Source organism: Paenibacillus sp. GCM10027630, assembly GCF_042676305.1.
GTDB lineage: Bacteria > Bacillota > Bacilli > Paenibacillales > NBRC-103111 > Paenibacillus_S.
In genome coordinates, this window is the sequence record NZ_JBHTGY010000057.1 from 217,793 (window position 1) to 237,110 (window position 19,318).

Below are 19,318 nucleotides of genomic sequence, written 5' to 3' on the forward strand. Positions count from 1 at the left end.
AGACCAGTAAAATGGCAAAGCAAAAAATCGTACTCGCCTATTCAGGCGGTTTGGATACATCGGTTATTTTAAAATGGTTAAAAGAAACCTATGATGCGGAAATCATCGCATTCACGGCAGATATCGGACAAAGAGATGAGCTGGACGGACTGGAAGAAAAAGCTCTGGCTACCGGTGCTTCCAAAATTTACATCGACGATCTTCAAGAGGAGTTTGCTAAAGATTTCATCTACCCGATGTTTCAAGCAGGCGCTCTCTATGAAGGGCAATATTTGCTCGGCACGAGTATAGCTCGTCCACTTATTGCTAAGCGTATGGTTGAAATTGCTCGCTTGGAAGGCGCTACTGCAATCGCTCACGGCGCTACAGGCAAAGGAAATGACCAAGTTCGCTTCGAGCTGACAGCAGCTGCTTTGGCTCCTGAGCTGGAGGTTATTGCTCCTTGGCGTTTGGATGAGTTCCGCGAGTCGTTCCCGGGACGTGCGGAAATGATCGCTTATGCGGAAAAGCACGGCATTCCGGTAACCGCATCTGCTTCCAAGCCGTATTCGACAGACCGCAACCTGCTTCATATCAGCTTTGAGAGCGGCATGCTGGAGGATCCGTGGTTTGATCCAAGCGCAACGGATAACAAGGACATGTTCGTGCTGAGCGTTGATCCCGAGGATGCTCCTGACCAAGCTGAGTATGTAGAGCTTAATTTTGAGCAAGGGAATTGCGTTGGTCTGAACGGTGACCGCATGGAGCCGCTGCAGGTTATGGATCGCTTGAACGAGTTGGGCGGCAAGCACGGTGTAGGCCGTGTTGATATGGTTGAAAACCGTTTTGTCGGCATGAAGAGCCGCGGCGTGTACGAAACTCCGGGTGGAACGATTTTGTTCACAGCTCACCGCAAAATGGAGTCATTGACCATGGACCGTGAGGTTATGAGTCTGCGTGATTCCTTGATCTCCCGCTATGCTACGTTGGTGTACAACGGCTTCTGGTTCGCGCCAGAACGTTTGGCTGTTCAAGCTCTGGTAACGGAGAGCCAGAAAAACGTTACCGGTACGGTGCGTTTGAAGCTGTACAAAGGCAATGTAATCGGAGCAGGCGTACAAAGCCCTGTTAGCTTGTACAATCCGAACATTGCGACAATGGAAGCGGACCCGACACAAGCTTACAACCAAGGTGATGCTACAGGGTTCATCCGTTTGAACGCGCTGCGCCTTAAAGTATCCTCCGGGGTACAGCAAAACGCGAAATAAGCAATGAAATGCGCTACTGCTGAGATGCAGCAGCTTAGCGATGCAGGCTTTCCTACCTCAAGTAGGGAGGCCTTGCATTGTGTATACGAATATACATGGAACAGTAAGTTTTTCTTGATGGAAGACGTTTAGAAAGGGGCAATAAAAGTGTCAAAGCTTTGGGGTGGACGATTTACGAAGAAAACGGATCAGCTGGTAGAGGAGTATACAGCCTCTATTTTATTCGATAAGGAGCTGGCCGAGGAAGATATTCAAGGCAGCTTGGCTCATGTGACGATGCTCGGTAAGTGCGGGATTTTGCCGCTGGATGATGTGGAAAAGATTAAGGACGGATTGCACAAAGTTCAGAACATCATTCGCCGCGGCGAAATGGAGTTCTCGGTCAGCGACGAAGATATTCATATGAATATCGAGAAGGCTTTGATCGACGAGGTTGGGCCGGTAGGAGGCAAGCTGCACACTGGACGCAGCCGTAACGATCAAGTGGCAACCGATATGCATCTGTATTTACGCAAGCGTGTGGTTGAATTCGTCGGCTTGCTGAACAAGCTGCAGGATGCTTTGATCGAGCAGGCGAAGGGCAACCTCGATACAATTGTGCCGGGCTACACCCATCTGCAGCGTGCGCAGCCAATCTTGTTCGCCCATCATCTGATGGCGTACGTGTCGATGTTCCAGCGCGATATCGAGCGCTTGCAGGACAGCTACAAGCGCATCAACGTGCTGCCGCTTGGAGCAGGGGCCCTGGCGGGAACAACGTTCCCGATTGACCGCCACTACGTAGCGCAGCAGCTTGGCTTCGATGGCGTGTACGAGAACTCGCTCGATGCGGTGAGCGACCGCGATTTCATCATCGAATTTCTGTCGAATGCTTCGATGATCATGATGCACCTTTCCCGCTTGTCGGAGGAAATGGTGCTGTGGTCAAGCACCGAGTTCCGCTTCGTGGAACTCGATGACGCCTTCTGCACCGGCAGCAGCATTATGCCGCAGAAGAAAAATCCGGACGTGCCCGAGCTTGTCCGAGGTAAAACCGGCCGCGTATACGGCAACCTGTTCGGCCTGCTGACCGTGCTGAAATCTTTGCCACTTGCGTACAACAAAGATATGCAGGAAGACAAGGAAGGCATGTTCGATACCGTCCGCACTCTGCAAGGAGCGCTCCAGTTGTTCGCGCCTATGGTCAGTACGATGAAGGTGAACAAGGACCGGATGCGTCAAGCTGTGAATCAAGACTTCTCCAATGCGACAGACATTGCCGATTATTTGGTAAACAAGGGACTTCCGTTCCGTCAGGCGCATGAAGTCATCGGTAAAACCGTGCTGTATTGTATCCAGAACCAGAAGTTTTTGCTGGACTTGAAGCTCGAGGAGTACCACCAGTTCTCCAAGCTGTTTGAGCAGGACATTTACAATGTGCTTCAACCAGAGCAAGTGGTGAATGCTCGTAACGTGTATGGCGGCACAGCGACTAACCAAGTGAGTGAAGCTATTGCTCGTGCTGAAGCCGTGAAGGATCAGACGAATGAGTGGTTCGAGCAGTTTTTTAACAAAAGCAGATAAGGTACCTACTTATCTGGCTCCTTTCAAATAATAACCCAAGCAGGGAATAACTCCTGGCTTGGGTTATTTGTTATTGTTTAGCTGTTCACAATATATAAAGGATGTGGATAGGTTGTGGACAGAAACGGGTGTTTTGTTGATAACTTTGTGGATAAGTCTGCAACTTAATCATTTTTATCCACAAATCAATTGTTGTTTGATTCATATCCATCAATACTGCTACAGACGTAACATCTATGCATGACCCGAGTCCACAGTGAAAGAGAAAGCTCCAGATCGAGCATCGCCCTCCGGTTTATTCGCTTCAATAGGTTCAAGTACAATAATCCTCATCTGAATCGTAACTATACTCTCTTGCACACGCCTATCTGAAAACAGGTCCTTTAATCCCGTCTTCAAGCAAAGGTGTCTGCGGTTGACGCGAAGGATTCGGAGCCTCCTGACCTTCAGGTACACCCGCTTGATTTCTTGCAATCACTGTAGGCTGAGCCGAGTAAGTGTCGCGTGAGATGCGCTCTTGACTGACGGTAATCCCGTCTTTCATTTTATAAAGGTATGTTTCTACTATGTAACCTGGTTTGCCCTCACTAATTTTTTCTTGTTTCCCGTTAGGCAGTGTCGGATTCACCACGTATTTGAGCGGAGAGGGCAAGGTTTGAACGGTTTTTGACTCGATGGTATAGGACAGATCGGCCGGGATTTGTCCGAACAGTTTAACGGTAATCTTTTGTTCATCTGTGGAAGTGCGGATAAGTAAATAATTGGGGGTGCTGTTTCGAAACTTGAAATTAATATATCCGCTGGCAAAGGTGGCATCTTGACCTAATGGAACATAGCTGACCGGCAGCGAATGATTACGCCGTTCTACAATATCAAGCCCTGCGCGCAGAACTGCATTATAAAGAGTGGAGGAAACCTGGCAAATGCCGCCTCCTATCCCCGGTACAAGCTTGCCATTTAATATAACGGGGGCTTCCTTGAATCCAAACTTTTGCTCCGTTTCAGCAATATAGGTAGCGTAGTTGAATACGTCGCCTGGCTTTATGATCAGATCATGGATGGAGGATGCGGTGGAACGGATGTTATGAATGCGGCCTTCTCCATTTTGCAGAAAAGTGGTTGTAAACTCGCTGATTTTGCGCTCCACCTTCTGCGACTGCAGCATAGAGACGGTAAGCTTGGGCTCCTCCTTAATAAAAGGCAAAGCAATTGCAAGGGGAGACTCTTCCTTCTTTGCAGCAACAGCCTCTATAGGGGGGATAACTCCCCTCAGCTGCTTCAGCAGTTCCTGCTCATCAATCCGCATTACGGGAACTTCAGGGACGTAGCTGACTGCATCATTAGGGCCTATGATTCTTTGAGCATCCTGGGGCTGTGCCTCATAGAGGGCGGGAAACCCTCTTTTTAATGTTTTCTGCAGTATGGATGCATCCATGTCGAAAGAGAGCATCCACTTCTGATCGCGCAGCTTCCACCGATATACGGCCCGTTGAAATGGAGAGCCTGATCTCAGCGGTTCGAAACGAGCTAGTAATGGCTGAAGAGGGATATCCAGCCCCAACTGCTCCATTGTCCAATCGGCGGGCTGCAAAGGAACATTAGGCTGCGTGCTGTTCAGACGAACGATTTGCTGCAGCATCTGCTCTCTCTTAAGCGTCAGCTGACGCTCAAGCTCCGGAAGCGGAGTACCTCCTACATTCCAATTATTTATGGTTAGTCCATGCGGAAGCTCATCGCGCAATCCATACCAAGCCATTGAAGCGCAGGCGGATGCAGCAAAAAGCAGCAAGCCAACCAAGAGATAACGAATAGAAACACGATAACGCACCATGGGATACGTCTCCTTTTTTTCAAGCCTAATGATTGACAAGCCGTGCCCGTACAAGTTATGTATATGCGGCACTCAGAGGAAGTTTCCTATATAAAAATAAATGAATACCTTCTTTCAAAAATCCGCACAAAATGTGAAAATATGTTGAAATATTTTCACAACGAAGGATTTTACCTATTTATGTCGAAAGTTTATAAGCTAGTTCAAAATCAGGATGTGATATTGTGATCGAAATGAACGATGTATGGAAAACGTATCCCGATGGAAGCAATGCGCTAAAAGGGATCAATGTAAAAGTAGACCGCAATGAATTCTTGTATGTCGTGGGACCATCAGGCGCAGGGAAATCGACATTCATGAAATTGATTTATAGAGAAGAACGGCCGACGAAGGGGAGTATATTTGTCAACGGGTTTAATTTGGAGAAGCTGAAGCAGCGGAAAATTCCGTATGTGCGCCGCAATATTGGAGTTATTTTTCAAGATTATCGACTTTTGCCGAAAATGTCTGTGTTTGAAAATGTCGCTTTTGCTATGGAAGTTATCGAGGCTCCCAAGAAAATTATTAAGAAGCGAGTGCTAGAGGTGCTGGAGCTGGTAAAGCTGAGGGATAAGTCAGGCTCTCTGCCAACACAGCTATCCGGAGGAGAGCAGCAGCGTGTAGCTATTGCTCGCGCGATTGTTAACAATCCAGCCGTGATCATTGCCGATGAGCCGACAGGAAATCTGGACCCGGACACATCATGGGGGATTATGAAGCTGATGGAAGAGATTAACTTCCGCGGCACTACTATTATTATGGCAACGCACAACAAAGAAATTGTCAATACGATGCGCAAGCGTGTGCTTGCCATTGAGCAGGGCCAAATAGCCCGTGATGAAGTAAGGGGTGAATACGGCTATGAGGATTAGCACAGGGTTCCGCCACTTACGCGAAGGCGGGAAGAATGTGGTCCGCAATGGCTGGATGTCATTCGCATCGATAAGCTCAATAGCCATCTCGTTGTTTGTTTTAGGTATTTTTTTGCTGCTGACCTTGAACGTAAACTATCTTGCTGCGCAAATTGAACAGCAGGTTGAAATTCGCGTCTACCTCGAAGTGAACACGCCGAAGGAACAGGTTCAGCTTTTACAGAGTCAGATTGCATCCTTCTCCATGGTGGACAAGGTGAAATTTGTGTCCAAGGAAGAAGGGCTGGTCTATTTAAGAGATAAGCTTGGCGAGAGCGGCAAGCAATTGCTTGACGGATTCGATGGCGAGAACAATCCGCTGAACGATTCGTTCACAGTAGAAGTTACTGAACCGCGTGAGGTTGCAAGCGTCGCTCAAAAGATAAGCGCTATCAATAACAGCCTCCCTACCAAGCCTATTTATCGCGTCAGCTATGGACAAGGAACGGTAGAGACGATGTTCAAGGTTACCGAAATCGTACGGTATACAGGACTTATACTTGTAGCGGGGCTGGCTTTGACGGCAATGTTCCTTATATCCAATACGATCAAGCTTACGATTGTTGCCAGACGCCGCGAAATTTCGATTATGAAGCTGGTTGGAGCTACGAATTCTTTTATCCGCTGGCCGTTTTTTATAGAAGGAGCACTGCTCGGGATTATCGGTTCGGTAATACCTGTGGTCATTTTGCTGTATGGTTACTGGGAGCTCATGGATTCTACGCAGCTGGACTTGAACTTGCTTATGATCAAGCTGCTGCCTTTTGAACAGGTTTACTACACGATATCCGCGCTGCTGCTCGGAATTGGAATTGTTATCGGAATATGGGGAAGCACGTTGTCGGTTCGCAAGTTTTTACGGGTGTAATAAACGGATTGGGGAGGAAATGAAAAGTTGAAAAAGTCTCTTCTGTCTCTAATTGTAACATCAGGTTTGTTGGGAACCATTGTTGTGCCGCAGTTTGCGTTTGCTTTGACGGCAACGCAGAAAATCGAGCAGCAGATAAGCCAGCTGAAAAAAATGCAAACAACCGCTCAGCAAAAAGCGAATGAAGCGCAGTCCGAAATGAACAAGGTACATCAGGAAAAGCAGCAGACAAGCTCAGATATTACTTCATTGCTTAGTCAAATTGAGGCAACGAACCTGAAGCTCAACGAACTGAATAGCCAGCTTAGTACGGTAAAGAATACTTTGCAGGAAACCGGCCAGCAGCTTGAGGAAGCTGAAACGCGAGTTGAAAGTAGAGATAAGCTTCTGAAATCAAGGGTTCGCCTTATGTATATGAACGGAGTCGTATCCTACGCTGACGTTCTGCTCAGTTCAACGAATTTCGGTGATTTTCTGGACCGTTTGAATGCATTGAAATCCATTGTGAATCAAGATAAAAAGATATTGGAATCCAATCAAAAAGACCGTGCAATGATAGCGGACAAGCAGGTTCAGGTTCAACAGCAGCTCGATCAGGTTAAGGATTTATATAGCCAGACAGCGGTTGTTAAGGCCGATTTGGTGACCAAAGAGAAAGAAAAGGAAGTCAAGATAGCGAGCCTCTCCAAAAAGGAGAAGGAGCTGGAGGACATAAGCGAGGATCAGGAGAAAGTATTACTTGAGTATGCGCGCAAGGAATCCGCGCTGGCTGCCGAGAAGCGCAAGGCTACGGAGGAAGCAGCCAGAGCCGCGGCTGCAGCCAAAGCCAAGAAGGAAGGCACTGCTCCTCCTGCGGTAAACTCGACTCCGGCGTTCACAGGAGGCAGGATGGGTTACCCATTGGCGAAAAATTCGCCTATGACCTCCGATTTCGGAACACGTTCAGACCCGTTTACTGGCAAGAAAGCGACGCATAAGGGGATCGACCTTGGTGCGCCTAACGGAACCTCCATCCTAGCTGCAGCCGATGGTGAAGTGATCGTTGCTTCCTGGTGGAGCGGGTATGGGAATTGTGTTATTATTGACCATGGCAACGGAGTTTGGACCTTGTATGGGCATATCCGTAACGGTGGAACGGATGTGGAAAAAGGCGATACGGTCAAAAGAGGGCAAAAAATTGCAGAGGTCGGATCAACCGGCGAATCGACGGGTAACCACCTGCATTTTGAAGTTCGGATTAATGAAAATCCCGTAGATCCTAAACCTTATTTGAAATAATCGCTGTTAATAATTTCAAATAGCTTGTCATATACTAAACGGACGGCCAGTCGATAAGGTAAGTAGCAAAGGCGGTGTATACTAAGGAATGACATTTAAAGGACGTGCGGTTTTGGCATTTATTTTGTTGGCCATGTTCGCCAGCAGCATTATGACGCTAACGATTGTGCATCCATCGATCTTTGCTTCGGTAGGTGGAGATAGCAGCACGGCGACCGTGAAGTCTGGTTTGAGTACTAAGGATTTGAACAAGATCGCTACCACGTACCAGCTGATAGACAGCAAATTTTTATCGCAAGTCGATCGTGATAAAGTAGTCAACGGAGCGATTAACGGCATGCTGTCGGCGTTGGAGGACCCTTTTACAGTTTATATGGACCAAAAAGAAGCGAAGCAGTTCGACGAGAGTATTACATCTTCGTTTCAAGGCATTGGGGCTGAGGTTTCTTCTGAGGATGGAAAGGTAACTATCATGGCGCCTATTAAAGGCTCTCCAGCTGAGAAAGCGGGATTGCACACGCATGATGTCATCATTGCTGTAAATGGAGAGAAGCTTGACGGATTGACTTTGAACCAGGCGATTATGAAAATTCGCGGACCGAAGGGAACGCAGGCTAAGCTGGACATTATGCGGCCGGGCTCGCCTGAGCCGATTCAAATGATTGTTGTACGTGATGATATTGATGTGGAAACCGTCTATGCGGAGATGCTGCAGGGCAATATCGGTAAAATCGAGATTCGCCAGTTCTCCAGCAACACGGCCAAACGATTCAAAGACGAGCTGAAAAATCTTGAAGCAAAAGGGATGAAGGGATTAATCATCGACGTTCGTAACGATCCGGGTGGTCTGTTGTCCGCCGTTGTCGAAATTGTCGAACCTTTTGTACCTAAGGGCAAGCCTATTGTGAAGATTGAAAACCGCAAAGGCGAGCAGGAAGATACACCTTCACAGGGAACAGGTAAAAATTATCCTGTTACTGTACTGATCAACAAAGGTAGCGCCAGCGCTTCGGAGATATTGGCAGGAGCCTTGCATGATTCTTCCGGCAGCAAGTTGATCGGTGAAACGACCTTCGGTAAGGGTACGGTCCAAGTAACCTTTGAGAAGGAAATGGCCGATGGCAGCAACATTAAGATGACGGTGTACAAGTGGTTAACGCCAAATGGCACCTGGATTCATAAAAAAGGAATTGCACCGGATATCGCGGTTGAGCAGCCTGCCTTCTTCAAGGTAGCTCCGCTGAGTAAGAAAACAACCCTGAAGCCGGATACCAATAGCGAAGACGTTAAAAACTTACAAACCATGCTGACAGGGCTGGGACTAACCCCGGATCGTACAGACGGTTACTTCAGCGATAAGACGGCTCTAGCTGTCAAGGCTTTCCAACGGATGCAAAGCTTGCCTATAACAGGCGAAGTTGATGTGGAGACAGCGACACGGATTGAAAAAGCGATTTTGACCGAAATCAAGGACCCTAAAAATGACCTGCAGCTAAAAGCGGCGACTCAGCACTTGCAGTCCGTAATGCCCAAGTAGTACAAATGGGTAGGGTACAGGGTAAAAATTCCGATTAGCTGAAATGGAAATGTTAGTAAGCGGAAGGAAATTGAATAAGCAGCGTCGAAAGAGTAAGAAGGTTGGATTTATTCCAGCCTTCTTTTTTAATGTATCTAAGAAGGAGCAGTCCAATGACCGTGTTCATGGAAGTGGCACAAAGAGGGCTACAAGCCCTGCTTCAATTGTTCATGCATCCGTTTTATTATGTTGGTATTTTATTTGTCATCCTGCAATACCGCAGGCAAATATTGTTTGAACGTAAATTGTTTCATACGAAGCTGCACTCCTTATTAACCGAAACGTGGCGGGCATTATTGTGGGGGTGGATCGGCGGATTAGTGGCTTCTGTAGTTATGGCCGTTGTTGGAGCTACCATTCAAGCTGATACGGTGCTCTTGTTGTGGGTCATATCGCTGCTGCTGCTTTTTGTTCGTGTGAGATTTTTATGCTGGGCTTATGCTATTGGGATTATAGGGGTTCTGCATGTGCTATGCGTTTCGTTTGCTTCAAGATTGAATCCAGCATCCGATCTGCTAGCCTGGATTGTGAATACGCTGATCAATCTGAACATGCCGTCACTGCTCGCACTTATTGCGATCCTTCATCTGATTGAAGCACTGTTAGTGAGGCAGCAGGGGGCCAAGACAGCTACGCCGATGTTTTACGCAAGCAAGCGGGGTAAAATCGTCGGTGGCTATAATATGCAAGGGTTCTGGCCTGTTGTGTTATTTTTGCTGGTGCCACTGCAAGGAGGCAGTGCAATCCCGTTGCCTTGGACGCCTCTAGTGGGTGGAGGGCTGTGGAGCGGCGGCTGGACGATTATTAGCTTCCCCGTCATGATCGGCTTTGCTGAGCTGACTCTGTCCCGACTGCCGAAGGAGAAAGCTCGCCTCTCAGCGAAGCTGTTGGCTCTATATGCCTGTTCCGTACTGCTGCTGGCTTTCCTGGCCTATGTATGGCCTGTCCTGACGATAATTGCATCACTGGGCTGCATACTGCTTCATGAAGCTTTGCGGGTGTACAGCAGATGGGATGAATCGAAGCGAATCCCCTATTATGTTCATGACCAGCGCGGACTGAAGATTCTGGGCATTTTACCGGGCAGTGCGGCGGCTGATATGGGGCTGACCGCAGGAGAAGTCATTCACAAGGTGAACGGAGTGGCGGTAGTTACGAAGCAGGAGCTGTTCCAAGCCATGCAGCAGAACCCGGCATTTTGCAAGCTCGAGGTGCTTAATTTGGAGGGGGAAAGCAAGTTTCTGAAGCGAGCTTTATTCTCTGACGAGCATCATCAATTGGGCATTATTTTGGCTCCTGATCAAGATGCGATGTATTATGCGGAAGAAAAGCAATCTCATATATTTTCTTATTTGAGCAGGAAGCTCGTAGGGGTCTTCAACAATCGATCTGGCAGCAGACCTATGTAGGACCAGCCTCACAGCCTAATAAAATTGAAGGAAAAAAAGCTGCCGGAACCTGAGTTCCAGCAGCTTTTTTCTGAATAAAACCGCTCCGCTTGTGACGCTTATTAATTCGGTTCACGCAGCACAACAATTTCAACGCGACGGTTTTTGGCCCGATTTTCTGGAGTGTCATTTCCGACTACAGGACGCGTATCTGCATAGCCAGTGGATATGAATTTTTTCGGATCCAGGCCTGAGTTATTAATGAAGTAACGAAGCACGGATAGCGAGCGTTCGTTTGAAAGTCCCCAGTTATCCTTGTATAGAGACCCTGTTGCCAATGGCAGGTTATCCGTGTGGCCTTCAATACTGATCGTTGTATTCAAGTTCGGGAACATTGTAGCCAGTTGGTTTAAAATGGGGAAAGCCTCTTTTTTCAAATCAGCCTTTCCGAGATCGAACAAGAACAGATCATTTAGAGTAACAGAAATGCCCTTGGGCGTATTGGCTGCGAACACTTGAGCCTGCAGGCTTTGCTGCTGAATATACTGCTGTATCTGCTCCAATAAATTTTCCAACTGCTTCTCACGAGTTTGTTTTTGTTCTTTCTCTTCCCTCTCTTTTTTCTCCTTCTCGGCGTTTTCGGACTTATCGCCTTCATTAGCCTTGGCTGTGCTGACACGGCCGAGCACTCCTTGACCTTGAGGGAGCACGGAATCGGCCTTCTTGTATTCAAAATTAAGTGCTTGTGACAGGATTTGATATTTCTCCGTATCAATCTTGCTCATCGCATACATGATGACAAAGAAGATCAGAAGCAGCGTGATTAAATCTGCATAGGTAATCAGCCAGCGCTCGTGATTTTCATGCTCGGCGTGCTTCTTATTTCTCCTCGCCACTGGTATCACCTTCCGTTTTCTTATGGTTTTGATGAAGGAAGGACTTCAGTTTCTTTTGAATCAACTGAGGATTTTCGCCGGCTTGCAGAGCTAAAATTCCTTCAAGCATCAATTCCATTTCAGAAATTTGCTCTTTGCTGCGAATTTTTATTTTGGTTGCTATAGGTAGATATATTACATTCGCAGAAGCAACACCATATAATGTAGCTGAAAATGCAACGGCAATAGCGGGGCCCAAGCTGCTCGGATCAGCCAAATTGCCCAGAACGTGTATCAGTCCCATAACGGTACCTATAATCCCCATCGCAGGTGCGTAGCCGCCTGCTGTTTCGAATATTTTGGCCCAGCCCTCATGATGATGCTCAAGCGCATCCATTTCGAGCTCCAAAATTTGACGTGTCAGTTCAGGGTCGGTTCCATCAACAACCATCATAAGACCGCCGCGCAAGAAACTGTTCGGATGTTCCACTGCACGCTGCTCTAGAGCAAGTACACCTTCTCTGCGGGCAACCGTGGCCATATCTACAAGCTCTTCAATAATAGTGCCGGGCTCTCTTTTGGTTTCTTTGAATGCCATGCTTAGTGCTCTACCGATTTCCTTTAGACGGGACATAGGGAAGCTTATTGCTATAGCCCCTGCTGTTCCCCCGAAAATAATTAACATGGCGCTTGGGACAATAAGCGCGCCAATATGGCCGCCATCCCACATATAACCGCCTAGAAGAGCTCCCAATCCTATTACAAGACCTATAATCGTTGTTAAATCCACGTTCTTACCACCCCTAGATTCAATAAATTAATGTTTCTCTTCATGCAGATCTATATGATTAAAAATTCCTGTAACCCACTAATAGAGGAAAGCTTTAATCGTTTGCAACAAAAGATGAAAAAAGGTATAATATATGGGAACAAGTATTCCTATAAAGGAAAAAGTCGAACGGAGTCAATCTACGTCGATAGATCATATTATTTATCGGAAACAATTGTTTAAAAGTTAATAGAACACGACTTTTTTCAATGGGCGGGTGATTACATGAACGAAGTAACGAAGAGCAATAAACCGTTTGAGCTAGTATCGGATTTCTTGCCTCAGGGAGATCAGCCTAAGGCAATTGAGAATCTGCTAGCAAGTATTCAAGCGGGGAAGAGGTATCAGACACTGCTTGGCGCTACGGGAACGGGCAAGACGTTCACAGCGGCGCAGGTGATTTCCAAACTAAATCGACCCACATTGCTTATTGCCCATAACAAGACATTAGCCGCACAGCTGTGCAGCGAATTGAAGGAATTTTTCCCTAACAATGCTGTGGAATATTTCGTCAGTTATTACGATTACTTTCAACCAGAAGCCTACATCCCTTCTTCGGATACATTTATAGAGAAAGACTCAAGCATCAACGAGGAGATCGATAAGCTGCGCCACTCGGCAACCAGCTCGTTGTTCGAGCGGCGGGACGTCATTGTTGTAGCGAGCGTCTCCTGCATATACGGCTTAGGTTCGCCGATTGAATACGGCAATCTGGTGCTGTCGTTACGTGTCGGTATGGAGCGGTCGCGCAATGACATCCTGCACAGCCTGATCGATATCCAGTATCAGCGCAATGATATGAACTTTGTCCGCGGCACGTTTCGAGTCCGTGGCGATGTAGTAGAGATTTTCCCTGCCTCGCATGCCGAGCAAGCTGTAAGAGTGGAGCTGTTCGGAGATGAGATCGAGCGCATTACGGAGATTAATGTGCTGACCGGTGAAATCCTTGGCGAACGCGAGCATATCGCCATCTTCCCGGCATCTCACTTCGTTACCCATGAGGATACGATGAAGCGCGCACTTATCAACATTGAGCGAGAGCTGGAAGAACGATTGAAGGAGCTCAACGAGAAAGGCAAGCTGCTGGAAGCCCAACGACTGGAGCAGCGGACGCGGTATGATATCGAAATGATGCAGGAGATGGGCTTTTGCTCCGGTATTGAGAATTACTCGGGACCCTTGACATTCCGTGAACGGGGAGCGACGCCGTATACACTGTTCGACTACTTTCCGGAGGATATGCTAGTGATGGTGGACGAATCTCACGTGTCGCTGCCACAGATTAGGGGTATGTATAATGGAGACCGAGCACGTAAGGAAGTGCTGGTAGAACACGGGTTCCGTCTACCGTCGGCGATGGATAACAGGCCGCTTCGATTTGAGGAATTTGAGGGCAAGGTGAAGCAGGCTGTGTTTATCTCGGCTACCCCGGGACCTTTTGAGCTGGAGCATTGTCCTGAGATGGTAGAGCAAATAATCCGCCCAACTGGCCTGCTGGATCCGATCATTGAGGTACGGCCGACGAAGGGGCAGATTGATGATTTGCTGGCCGAGATCCATGACCGAATCAGCAAGGATGAACGTGTCCTTGTGACTACTTTGACGAAGAAGATGTCGGAGGACTTGACGGATTATCTGAAGGAAATCGGGATCAAGGTACGGTATCTTCACTCCGATATAAAGACATTGGAGCGGATGGCCATTTTGCGTGATTTGCGATTGGGAGTATTTCATGTATTAATAGGCATTAACCTGCTGCGGGAAGGGTTGGATTTGCCGGAGGTATCCCTCGTAGCGATATTGGACGCCGACAAGGAAGGCTTCTTGCGTGCTGAGCGCTCACTGATACAGACGATTGGCCGGGCCGCGCGGAATTCGAACGGTCGGGTAATTATGTACGGTGACAAAATCACCGATTCGATGGACAAAGCGATTCGGGAAACGAGCCGTCGCCGCGATATTCAAATAGCTTATAATGAGAAACACGGAATCACTCCGCAAACAATACAGAAGAAGGTCAGGGATGTCATTGAAGCGGTCAAGGTAGCCGAACAGAAGGCTGATTACTTAACTGATTTGAAACAGGGCAAGATGTCCAAGAAGGATCGGATGTCGCTGATCGAGCGTCTGGAAGCGGAGATGAAGGAAGCGGCCAAAAATCTGCAGTTTGAACGTGCTGCTGAGCTTCGCGACGCGGTGATGGAGTTAAGAACGGAACTGTAAGATAGAGTTAGAAGCAGACCTACGGTTGGATATAATGGATAATAGCGTTATGAGACAGAGAATCTTCCGATGAAGGGTTCTCTTGTGATATATAAAGGATGGTGGCAACCACGTGGTCAGAGATAATATCGTAATCAAAGGCGCGAGAGCGCATAATTTGAAGAATATAGACGTTACGATCCCTCGGGATCGTTTTGTCGTGCTCACAGGGCTCAGTGGCTCTGGTAAGTCATCGCTTGCCTTCGACACGATTTATGCCGAGGGCCAGCGCAGGTATGTCGAATCGTTGTCTGCATACGCAAGACAGTTTTTAGGGCAGATGGATAAACCTGATGTAGATTCAATTGAAGGCTTATCGCCTGCCATTTCTATCGATCAGAAGACCACAAGCCGTAACCCGCGTTCCACTGTGGGTACTGTGACGGAGATTTACGATTATCTTCGCTTGCTATTTGCTAGAATCGGCCGTCCCCATTGTCCAGATCATAAGTTAGAGATTACGTCACAGACGATAGAGCAGATGGTCGATCGGATTATGGAATATCCGGAGCGGACACGGCTGCAAATATTAGCTCCGATCATCTCGGGGCGCAAAGGCGAGCATTCCAAATTGTTGGCCGATATCCAGAAGCAAGGATTTGTTCGGGTTCGTGTAAATGGCGAGACTATGGATATATCCGATAAAATTGAGCTTGATAAAAACAAGAAACACTCGATCGAAGTGGTCGTTGACCGGATTGTTGTGAAAGACGATATTCAAAGCCGGTTGGCAGACTCATTGGAAACTGCGCTGAAGCTGGCTAACGGCAGAATTATCGTAGATATATTGGAGAAGGAGGAGCTGCTGTTCAGCCAGAATCTCGCATGTCCCGAATGCGGATTCAGCATCGAGGAGTTGGCTCCAAGAATGTTCTCCTTCAACAGCCCATTCGGCGCATGCCCTGATTGCGACGGATTGGGAAGCAAAATGATAGTTGATCCAGACCTGCTTGTGCCAAATCCGACGCTTTCTATCGAGGAGGGTGCATTTGAGGCTTGGGCTGGCAGCACATCCAACTATTATCCGCAGTTTTTAGCTGCCGTCTGTGAGCATTACAAAATTCCGACGGACAAGCCCGTATCCGAGCTGCAGCCGGAGCAGATAAAGAAGCTGTTGAACGGTACTGGTGGTGAGAAGGTCCGTTTTCGTTATGAGAACGACATGGGACATAGGAAGGAAGCGCTCGTTCCTTTTGAGGGCATTATTAATAATTTGGAGCGTCGCTATCGGGATACGTTCTCTGATGGCATTCGCGAGCATATTGAAACCTACATGAGCTCGAAGCCTTGCAGTAAATGTAAAGGGCAGCGCTTAAAGCCCGAAACATTGGCAGTTACGATCAATGGGAAAAATATTGCCCATGTAACTTCCCTTTCCATTGGTGATTCGCAGGAATGGTTTGAAGGGCTGTCACTGACCGATAGAGAGGTCCAGATAGCGCATCTGATTTTGAAGGAAATTAATGCTCGCCTCGGCTTTCTCGTCAATGTAGGGCTGGACTACCTGACCATGCACCGTGCAGCAGGTACTTTGTCAGGCGGCGAGGCTCAGCGGATTCGATTGGCCACACAAATCGGATCAAGCTTAATGGGTGTATTATATATCCTGGATGAGCCAAGCATAGGCCTACATCAAAGGGATAATGACCGTTTGATTAAAACGTTGGAGCATATGCGCGACTTGGGGAATACGTTGATAGTCGTTGAGCATGATGAAGATACGATGCTTGCAGCAGATTATATTATTGATATTGGTCCTGGAGCGGGTATCCATGGAGGTACTGTGGTTTCTCAAGGAACGCCGCAAGAAATTATGGACGATGCGGGCTCCTTGACCGGACAATATTTAAGCGGGAAGAAATTCATTCCAATTGCTGCGGAACGCCGGAAGCCTAATGGAAAATGGCTTGAAATTAAAGGTGCGAAGGAAAACAATCTGCGTAATGTTAACATAAAGATTCCTTTAGGTGTGTTTACATGTGTAACTGGGGTATCAGGATCGGGCAAAAGCACATTAATTAATGAGATCTTGTACAAAACATTGGCCAAACAACTCAATGGTGCCAAGGTTCGTCCCGGTGAATACCGTGATTTCATTGGGCTGGAGCATGTAGATAAGGTTATCGATATTGATCAGTCGCCAATTGGTCGGACGCCACGTTCTAATCCTGCAACCTATACAGGAGTGTTTGATGATATTCGCGACGTATATTCCAATACGAATGAAGCCAAGGTACGCGGTTATAAAAAGGGCCGCTTCAGCTTTAACGTAAAGGGCGGACGATGCGAGGCTTGCCGCGGGGATGGAATTATTAAGATCGAAATGCACTTTCTGCCTGATGTCTATGTTCCATGTGAGATTTGTAAGGGAAAAAGGTACAATCGGGAAACGTTAGAGGTGCAGTATAAAGGGAAAAACATTTCCGAAGTGCTTGGAATGACGATTGAGGATTCTTGCGAGTTTTTCAAAAACATTCCGCGTATTCACCGCAAGCTAAGTACTTTGCTCGATGTAGGCTTAGGCTACATGGATCTGGGGCAACCGGCAACAACACTGTCCGGTGGTGAAGCGCAGCGCGTGAAGCTTGCTGCGGAGCTGTATCGCAGGAGTACCGGCAAGACGATTTACATTCTCGATGAGCCGACGACTGGATTGCATATTCACGATATCGATAGGCTGCTTAAGGTTCTGCATAGGCTGGTTGATAATGGCGATAGTGTGCTTGTAATTGAGCATAACCTGGATGTCATCAAGACATCCGATTATATGATCGATCTGGGACCGGAAGGCGGCAGTAAAGGCGGTACAATTGTAGCTACAGGCACACCAGAGGAAGTTGTGAAGGTAGAAGGCTCTTATACAGGTCGCTACTTGAAGCCAATTCTTGAAAGAGACAAAGCTCGCTCTGCTGACTATGCTCAACGGCTTAAACAGATGGAAGATGTTGTAGTGTAACAATGATTTCGATTTATAATATGAAATTTGGGGAATCCTTAAATAAGGCAAAGTAAGGGATGAAACATACGCAAATGTTGACAAACTTGTTACACTTTGCTGAATTACTTGCACTTCAAAGCCAGTCAAGATAAGATAGAAACTAAGCATTTTCGTATACTAGAGGAGGTCTCTCGATGTTTTTAGCTGAAGAGGCAGCGCAAGCAGCGAGCAAATTTACCGGCTTTGATCCATTCGTGCTGTTGTTCACGATTATTATTGCTATTGGTGTTGTTCGGTTGCTGATTGCTCCTAAGAAAAATCTATTTGCTATCGGTTTTGGCGGCGTTAGCTTGTTGGTGTTTTTGATTATGGATACCGTTATGGTACTCAATTGGATGGATAAACTGTAGAAGATCGGATGCTTGCGCTTGTCGCAAGCTACATCGCACGTAAATGAAGCCCTGGGCCACAATGATGGTCTTAGGGCTTTTTTGTGTACGCCCAGCACGGGCGTCATCTCTAGGATGAAAGTCCCGAACGGGGTCTACCCGATTGAACTCAAAATCGGTGCGCTTTAGTCTAAAATCTACATATGTGCGTATGGAGGGATGCAGCATGGGCAACCCTGCTTCATGCGTTGGTGTTGAAAAGAACATTCTAATGTTTAAAAAGCCGAGGAGCAAACTGCTCCTCGGCTTTTTAAAATGATTAAACCCACCACATTTGACCTAGTGGTTCCTTGATCAGTATTTGCTGCAGATTCTCAACCGCTTTAGTAAAGCCTTCATCAACGGACATTAAGCCGTCCTCATGCTCTATGCTCACTACATAATCATAGCCAACTAATCGAAGCGCACTGATGATATCCGCCCATGTTTTCATATCGTGGCCGTAGCCTACAGTACGGAACTGCCAAGCACGGTCAAGCATCATGGCATAAGATTGCATATCGGTAACACCGTGTTTATTGATGTTGATCGGATCAATCGAGGTATCCTTAGCATGGAAGTGATGAATAGCGCCGGCACGTCCAAGGATCTGAACAGCTTGCACCGGATCGATACCTTGCCACCACATATGGCTTGGATCAAGGTTAGCACCAATTACTTCACCTGCAGCCTCACGAAGCCTCAACAGTGTTGCTGGAGTATGTACGGAAAAACCGCCATGAAGCTCAAGACCGATCTTTACATTCCGGTCAGAAGCGAATTTGCCAGTCTCGGTCCAATAAGGAATGACCTTGTTAGCCCACTGCCAGTCGAGGATCTCTTGATAATCATTCGGCCAAGGAGCAACCGGCCAGTTCGGATATTTAGCGCCTTCATGGTCTCCGGGGCAGCCTGAGAACGTATTAACAACAGGAACTTCAAGTTTCTCAGCCAGCTGTATGGTTTGGATGATGACATCATGATGTTCTTGTGCAATTGGTTTTTGCGGGTGTAAAGGGTTACCATGGCAGCTTAAAGCACTGATGGTTAAACCGCGGGACTCGACCGCTTTTTTGAACGCCTTCAATTTCTCTTCGTCGGCTAATAGAACTCCCGGGTTGCAATGAGCATTGCCGGGGTAGCCGCCAGTGCCGATTTCAATTGCTTCCAAGCCTTTTGAAGCAATATAATCCAGCGATTCTTCCAATGACTTTTGCCCGAATAATACAGAAAATACGCCTAACTTCATAAGACACCTCCGATAAAAATGTACGCGTGTACGCGA

14 protein-coding genes are annotated in these 19,318 nt (G+C 47.3%); 10 read left to right on the forward strand and 4 right to left on the reverse strand.

From position 1 onward, the window contains the following. Positions 1–11: 11 nt before the first annotated feature. Both ACFQ0C_RS28780 and argH read left to right on the forward strand, forming a co-directional pair. A complete protein-coding gene (locus ACFQ0C_RS28780) occupies positions 12–1,247 on the forward strand; it encodes an argininosuccinate synthase (protein ID WP_379371817.1) in 1,236 nt (411 codons plus the stop codon). Positions 1,248–1,394: 147 nt separating this feature from the next. Continuing rightward, complete coding sequence (gene argH, locus ACFQ0C_RS28785) at positions 1,395–2,810, forward strand: argininosuccinate lyase (protein WP_379371819.1); 1,416 nt, start codon at positions 1,395–1,397, stop codon at positions 2,808–2,810. 364 nt (positions 2,811–3,174) lie between these two features. Here argH and ACFQ0C_RS28790 read toward each other — a convergent pair whose 3' ends face one another. Continuing rightward, entirely contained in the window at positions 3,175–4,641 is a 1,467-nt protein-coding gene (locus ACFQ0C_RS28790) for a VanW family protein (RefSeq protein WP_379371821.1), read from the reverse strand. 224 nt (positions 4,642–4,865) lie between these two features. On the opposite strand from ACFQ0C_RS28790, the gene ftsE reads away from it, so the two are divergent. The 5 genes from ftsE (at position 4,866) to ACFQ0C_RS28815 (ending at position 10,722) form a co-directional block, all read left to right on the forward strand. Next, positions 4,866–5,552 (forward strand): cell division ATP-binding protein FtsE, encoded by a 687-nt coding sequence (gene ftsE / locus ACFQ0C_RS28795; protein WP_258214014.1) that lies wholly within the window; start codon positions 4,866–4,868, stop codon positions 5,550–5,552. Next, a complete protein-coding gene (gene ftsX, locus ACFQ0C_RS28800; protein WP_379371824.1) occupies positions 5,542–6,459 on the forward strand; it encodes a permease-like cell division protein FtsX in 918 nt (305 codons plus the stop codon). Before ftsE ends, ftsX begins: the two co-directional genes overlap by 11 nt. Before the next feature lie 27 nt (positions 6,460–6,486). Further along, complete coding sequence (locus ACFQ0C_RS28805; protein ID WP_379371826.1) at positions 6,487–7,737, forward strand: murein hydrolase activator EnvC family protein; 1,251 nt, start codon at positions 6,487–6,489, stop codon at positions 7,735–7,737. Positions 7,738–7,825: 88 nt separating this feature from the next. Further along, complete coding sequence (locus ACFQ0C_RS28810; protein ID WP_379371828.1) at positions 7,826–9,274, forward strand: S41 family peptidase; 1,449 nt, start codon at positions 7,826–7,828, stop codon at positions 9,272–9,274. Between the two features lie 152 nt (positions 9,275–9,426). After that, entirely contained in the window at positions 9,427–10,722 is a 1,296-nt protein-coding gene (locus tag ACFQ0C_RS28815) for a PDZ domain-containing protein (protein ID WP_379371830.1), read from the forward strand. 101 nt (positions 10,723–10,823) lie between these two features. On the opposite strand, the gene ACFQ0C_RS28820 is transcribed toward ACFQ0C_RS28815, so the two are convergent. Together ACFQ0C_RS28820 and ACFQ0C_RS28825 are read right to left on the reverse strand one after the other, a co-directional pair. Next, on the reverse strand, positions 10,824–11,597 hold the full coding sequence (locus ACFQ0C_RS28820) for a flagellar motor protein MotB (protein ID WP_379371832.1): 774 nt from the start codon (positions 11,595–11,597) through the stop codon (positions 10,824–10,826). Further along, positions 11,581–12,366: a flagellar motor protein gene (locus ACFQ0C_RS28825; RefSeq protein ID WP_379371834.1), complete on the reverse strand. Its 786-nt coding sequence runs from the start codon at positions 12,364–12,366 to the stop codon at positions 11,581–11,583. Before ACFQ0C_RS28825 ends, ACFQ0C_RS28820 begins: the two co-directional genes overlap by 17 nt. 264 nt (positions 12,367–12,630) lie before the next feature. Between ACFQ0C_RS28825 and uvrB the strand changes: the two genes are divergently transcribed. The 3 genes from uvrB (at position 12,631) to ACFQ0C_RS28840 (ending at position 18,015) form a co-directional block, all read left to right on the forward strand. Further along, positions 12,631–14,628 (forward strand): excinuclease ABC subunit UvrB, encoded by a 1,998-nt coding sequence (gene uvrB, locus ACFQ0C_RS28830; protein ID WP_379371836.1) that lies wholly within the window; start codon positions 12,631–12,633, stop codon positions 14,626–14,628. 112 nt (positions 14,629–14,740) lie between these two features. Next, the gene (gene uvrA / locus ACFQ0C_RS28835; protein WP_379371838.1) at positions 14,741–17,623 is read left to right on the forward strand and encodes an excinuclease ABC subunit UvrA; all 2,883 of its coding nucleotides are present in this window, start codon (positions 14,741–14,743) and stop codon (positions 17,621–17,623) included. 176 nt (positions 17,624–17,799) lie between these two features. Then, the gene (locus ACFQ0C_RS28840; protein WP_171653343.1) at positions 17,800–18,015 is read left to right on the forward strand and encodes a hypothetical protein; all 216 of its coding nucleotides are present in this window, start codon (positions 17,800–17,802) and stop codon (positions 18,013–18,015) included. Positions 18,016–18,313: 298 nt separating this feature from the next. Here the strand turns inward: ACFQ0C_RS28840 and ACFQ0C_RS28845 are convergent, their stop codons facing one another. Then, a complete protein-coding gene (locus ACFQ0C_RS28845; RefSeq protein ID WP_379371841.1) occupies positions 18,314–19,282 on the reverse strand; it encodes a sugar phosphate isomerase/epimerase family protein in 969 nt (322 codons plus the stop codon). Positions 19,283–19,318: the final 36 nt, after the last annotated feature.

Excerpts from the sequence above, each read along its gene's own strand:
- ACFQ0C_RS28810 (WP_379371828.1), top strand. The coding sequence starts at position 7,826 with ATGACATTTAAAGGACGTGCGGTTTTGGCATTTATTTTGTTGGCCATG.
- uvrB (WP_379371836.1), top strand. The coding sequence starts at position 12,631 with ATGAACGAAGTAACGAAGAGCAATAAACCGTTTGAGCTAGTATCGGAT.
- ftsX (WP_379371824.1), top strand. The coding sequence starts at position 5,542 with ATGAGGATTAGCACAGGGTTCCGCCACTTACGCGAAGGCGGGAAGAAT.
- ACFQ0C_RS28815 (WP_379371830.1), top strand. The coding sequence starts at position 9,427 with ATGACCGTGTTCATGGAAGTGGCACAAAGAGGGCTACAAGCCCTGCTT.
- ACFQ0C_RS28790 (WP_379371821.1), bottom strand. The coding sequence starts at position 4,641 with ATGGTGCGTTATCGTGTTTCTATTCGTTATCTCTTGGTTGGCTTGCTG.
- ACFQ0C_RS28845 (WP_379371841.1), bottom strand. The coding sequence starts at position 19,282 with ATGAAGTTAGGCGTATTTTCTGTATTATTCGGGCAAAAGTCATTGGAA.
- ACFQ0C_RS28840 (WP_171653343.1), top strand. The coding sequence starts at position 17,800 with ATGTTTTTAGCTGAAGAGGCAGCGCAAGCAGCGAGCAAATTTACCGGC.
- ACFQ0C_RS28780 (WP_379371817.1), top strand. The coding sequence starts at position 12 with ATGGCAAAGCAAAAAATCGTACTCGCCTATTCAGGCGGTTTGGATACA.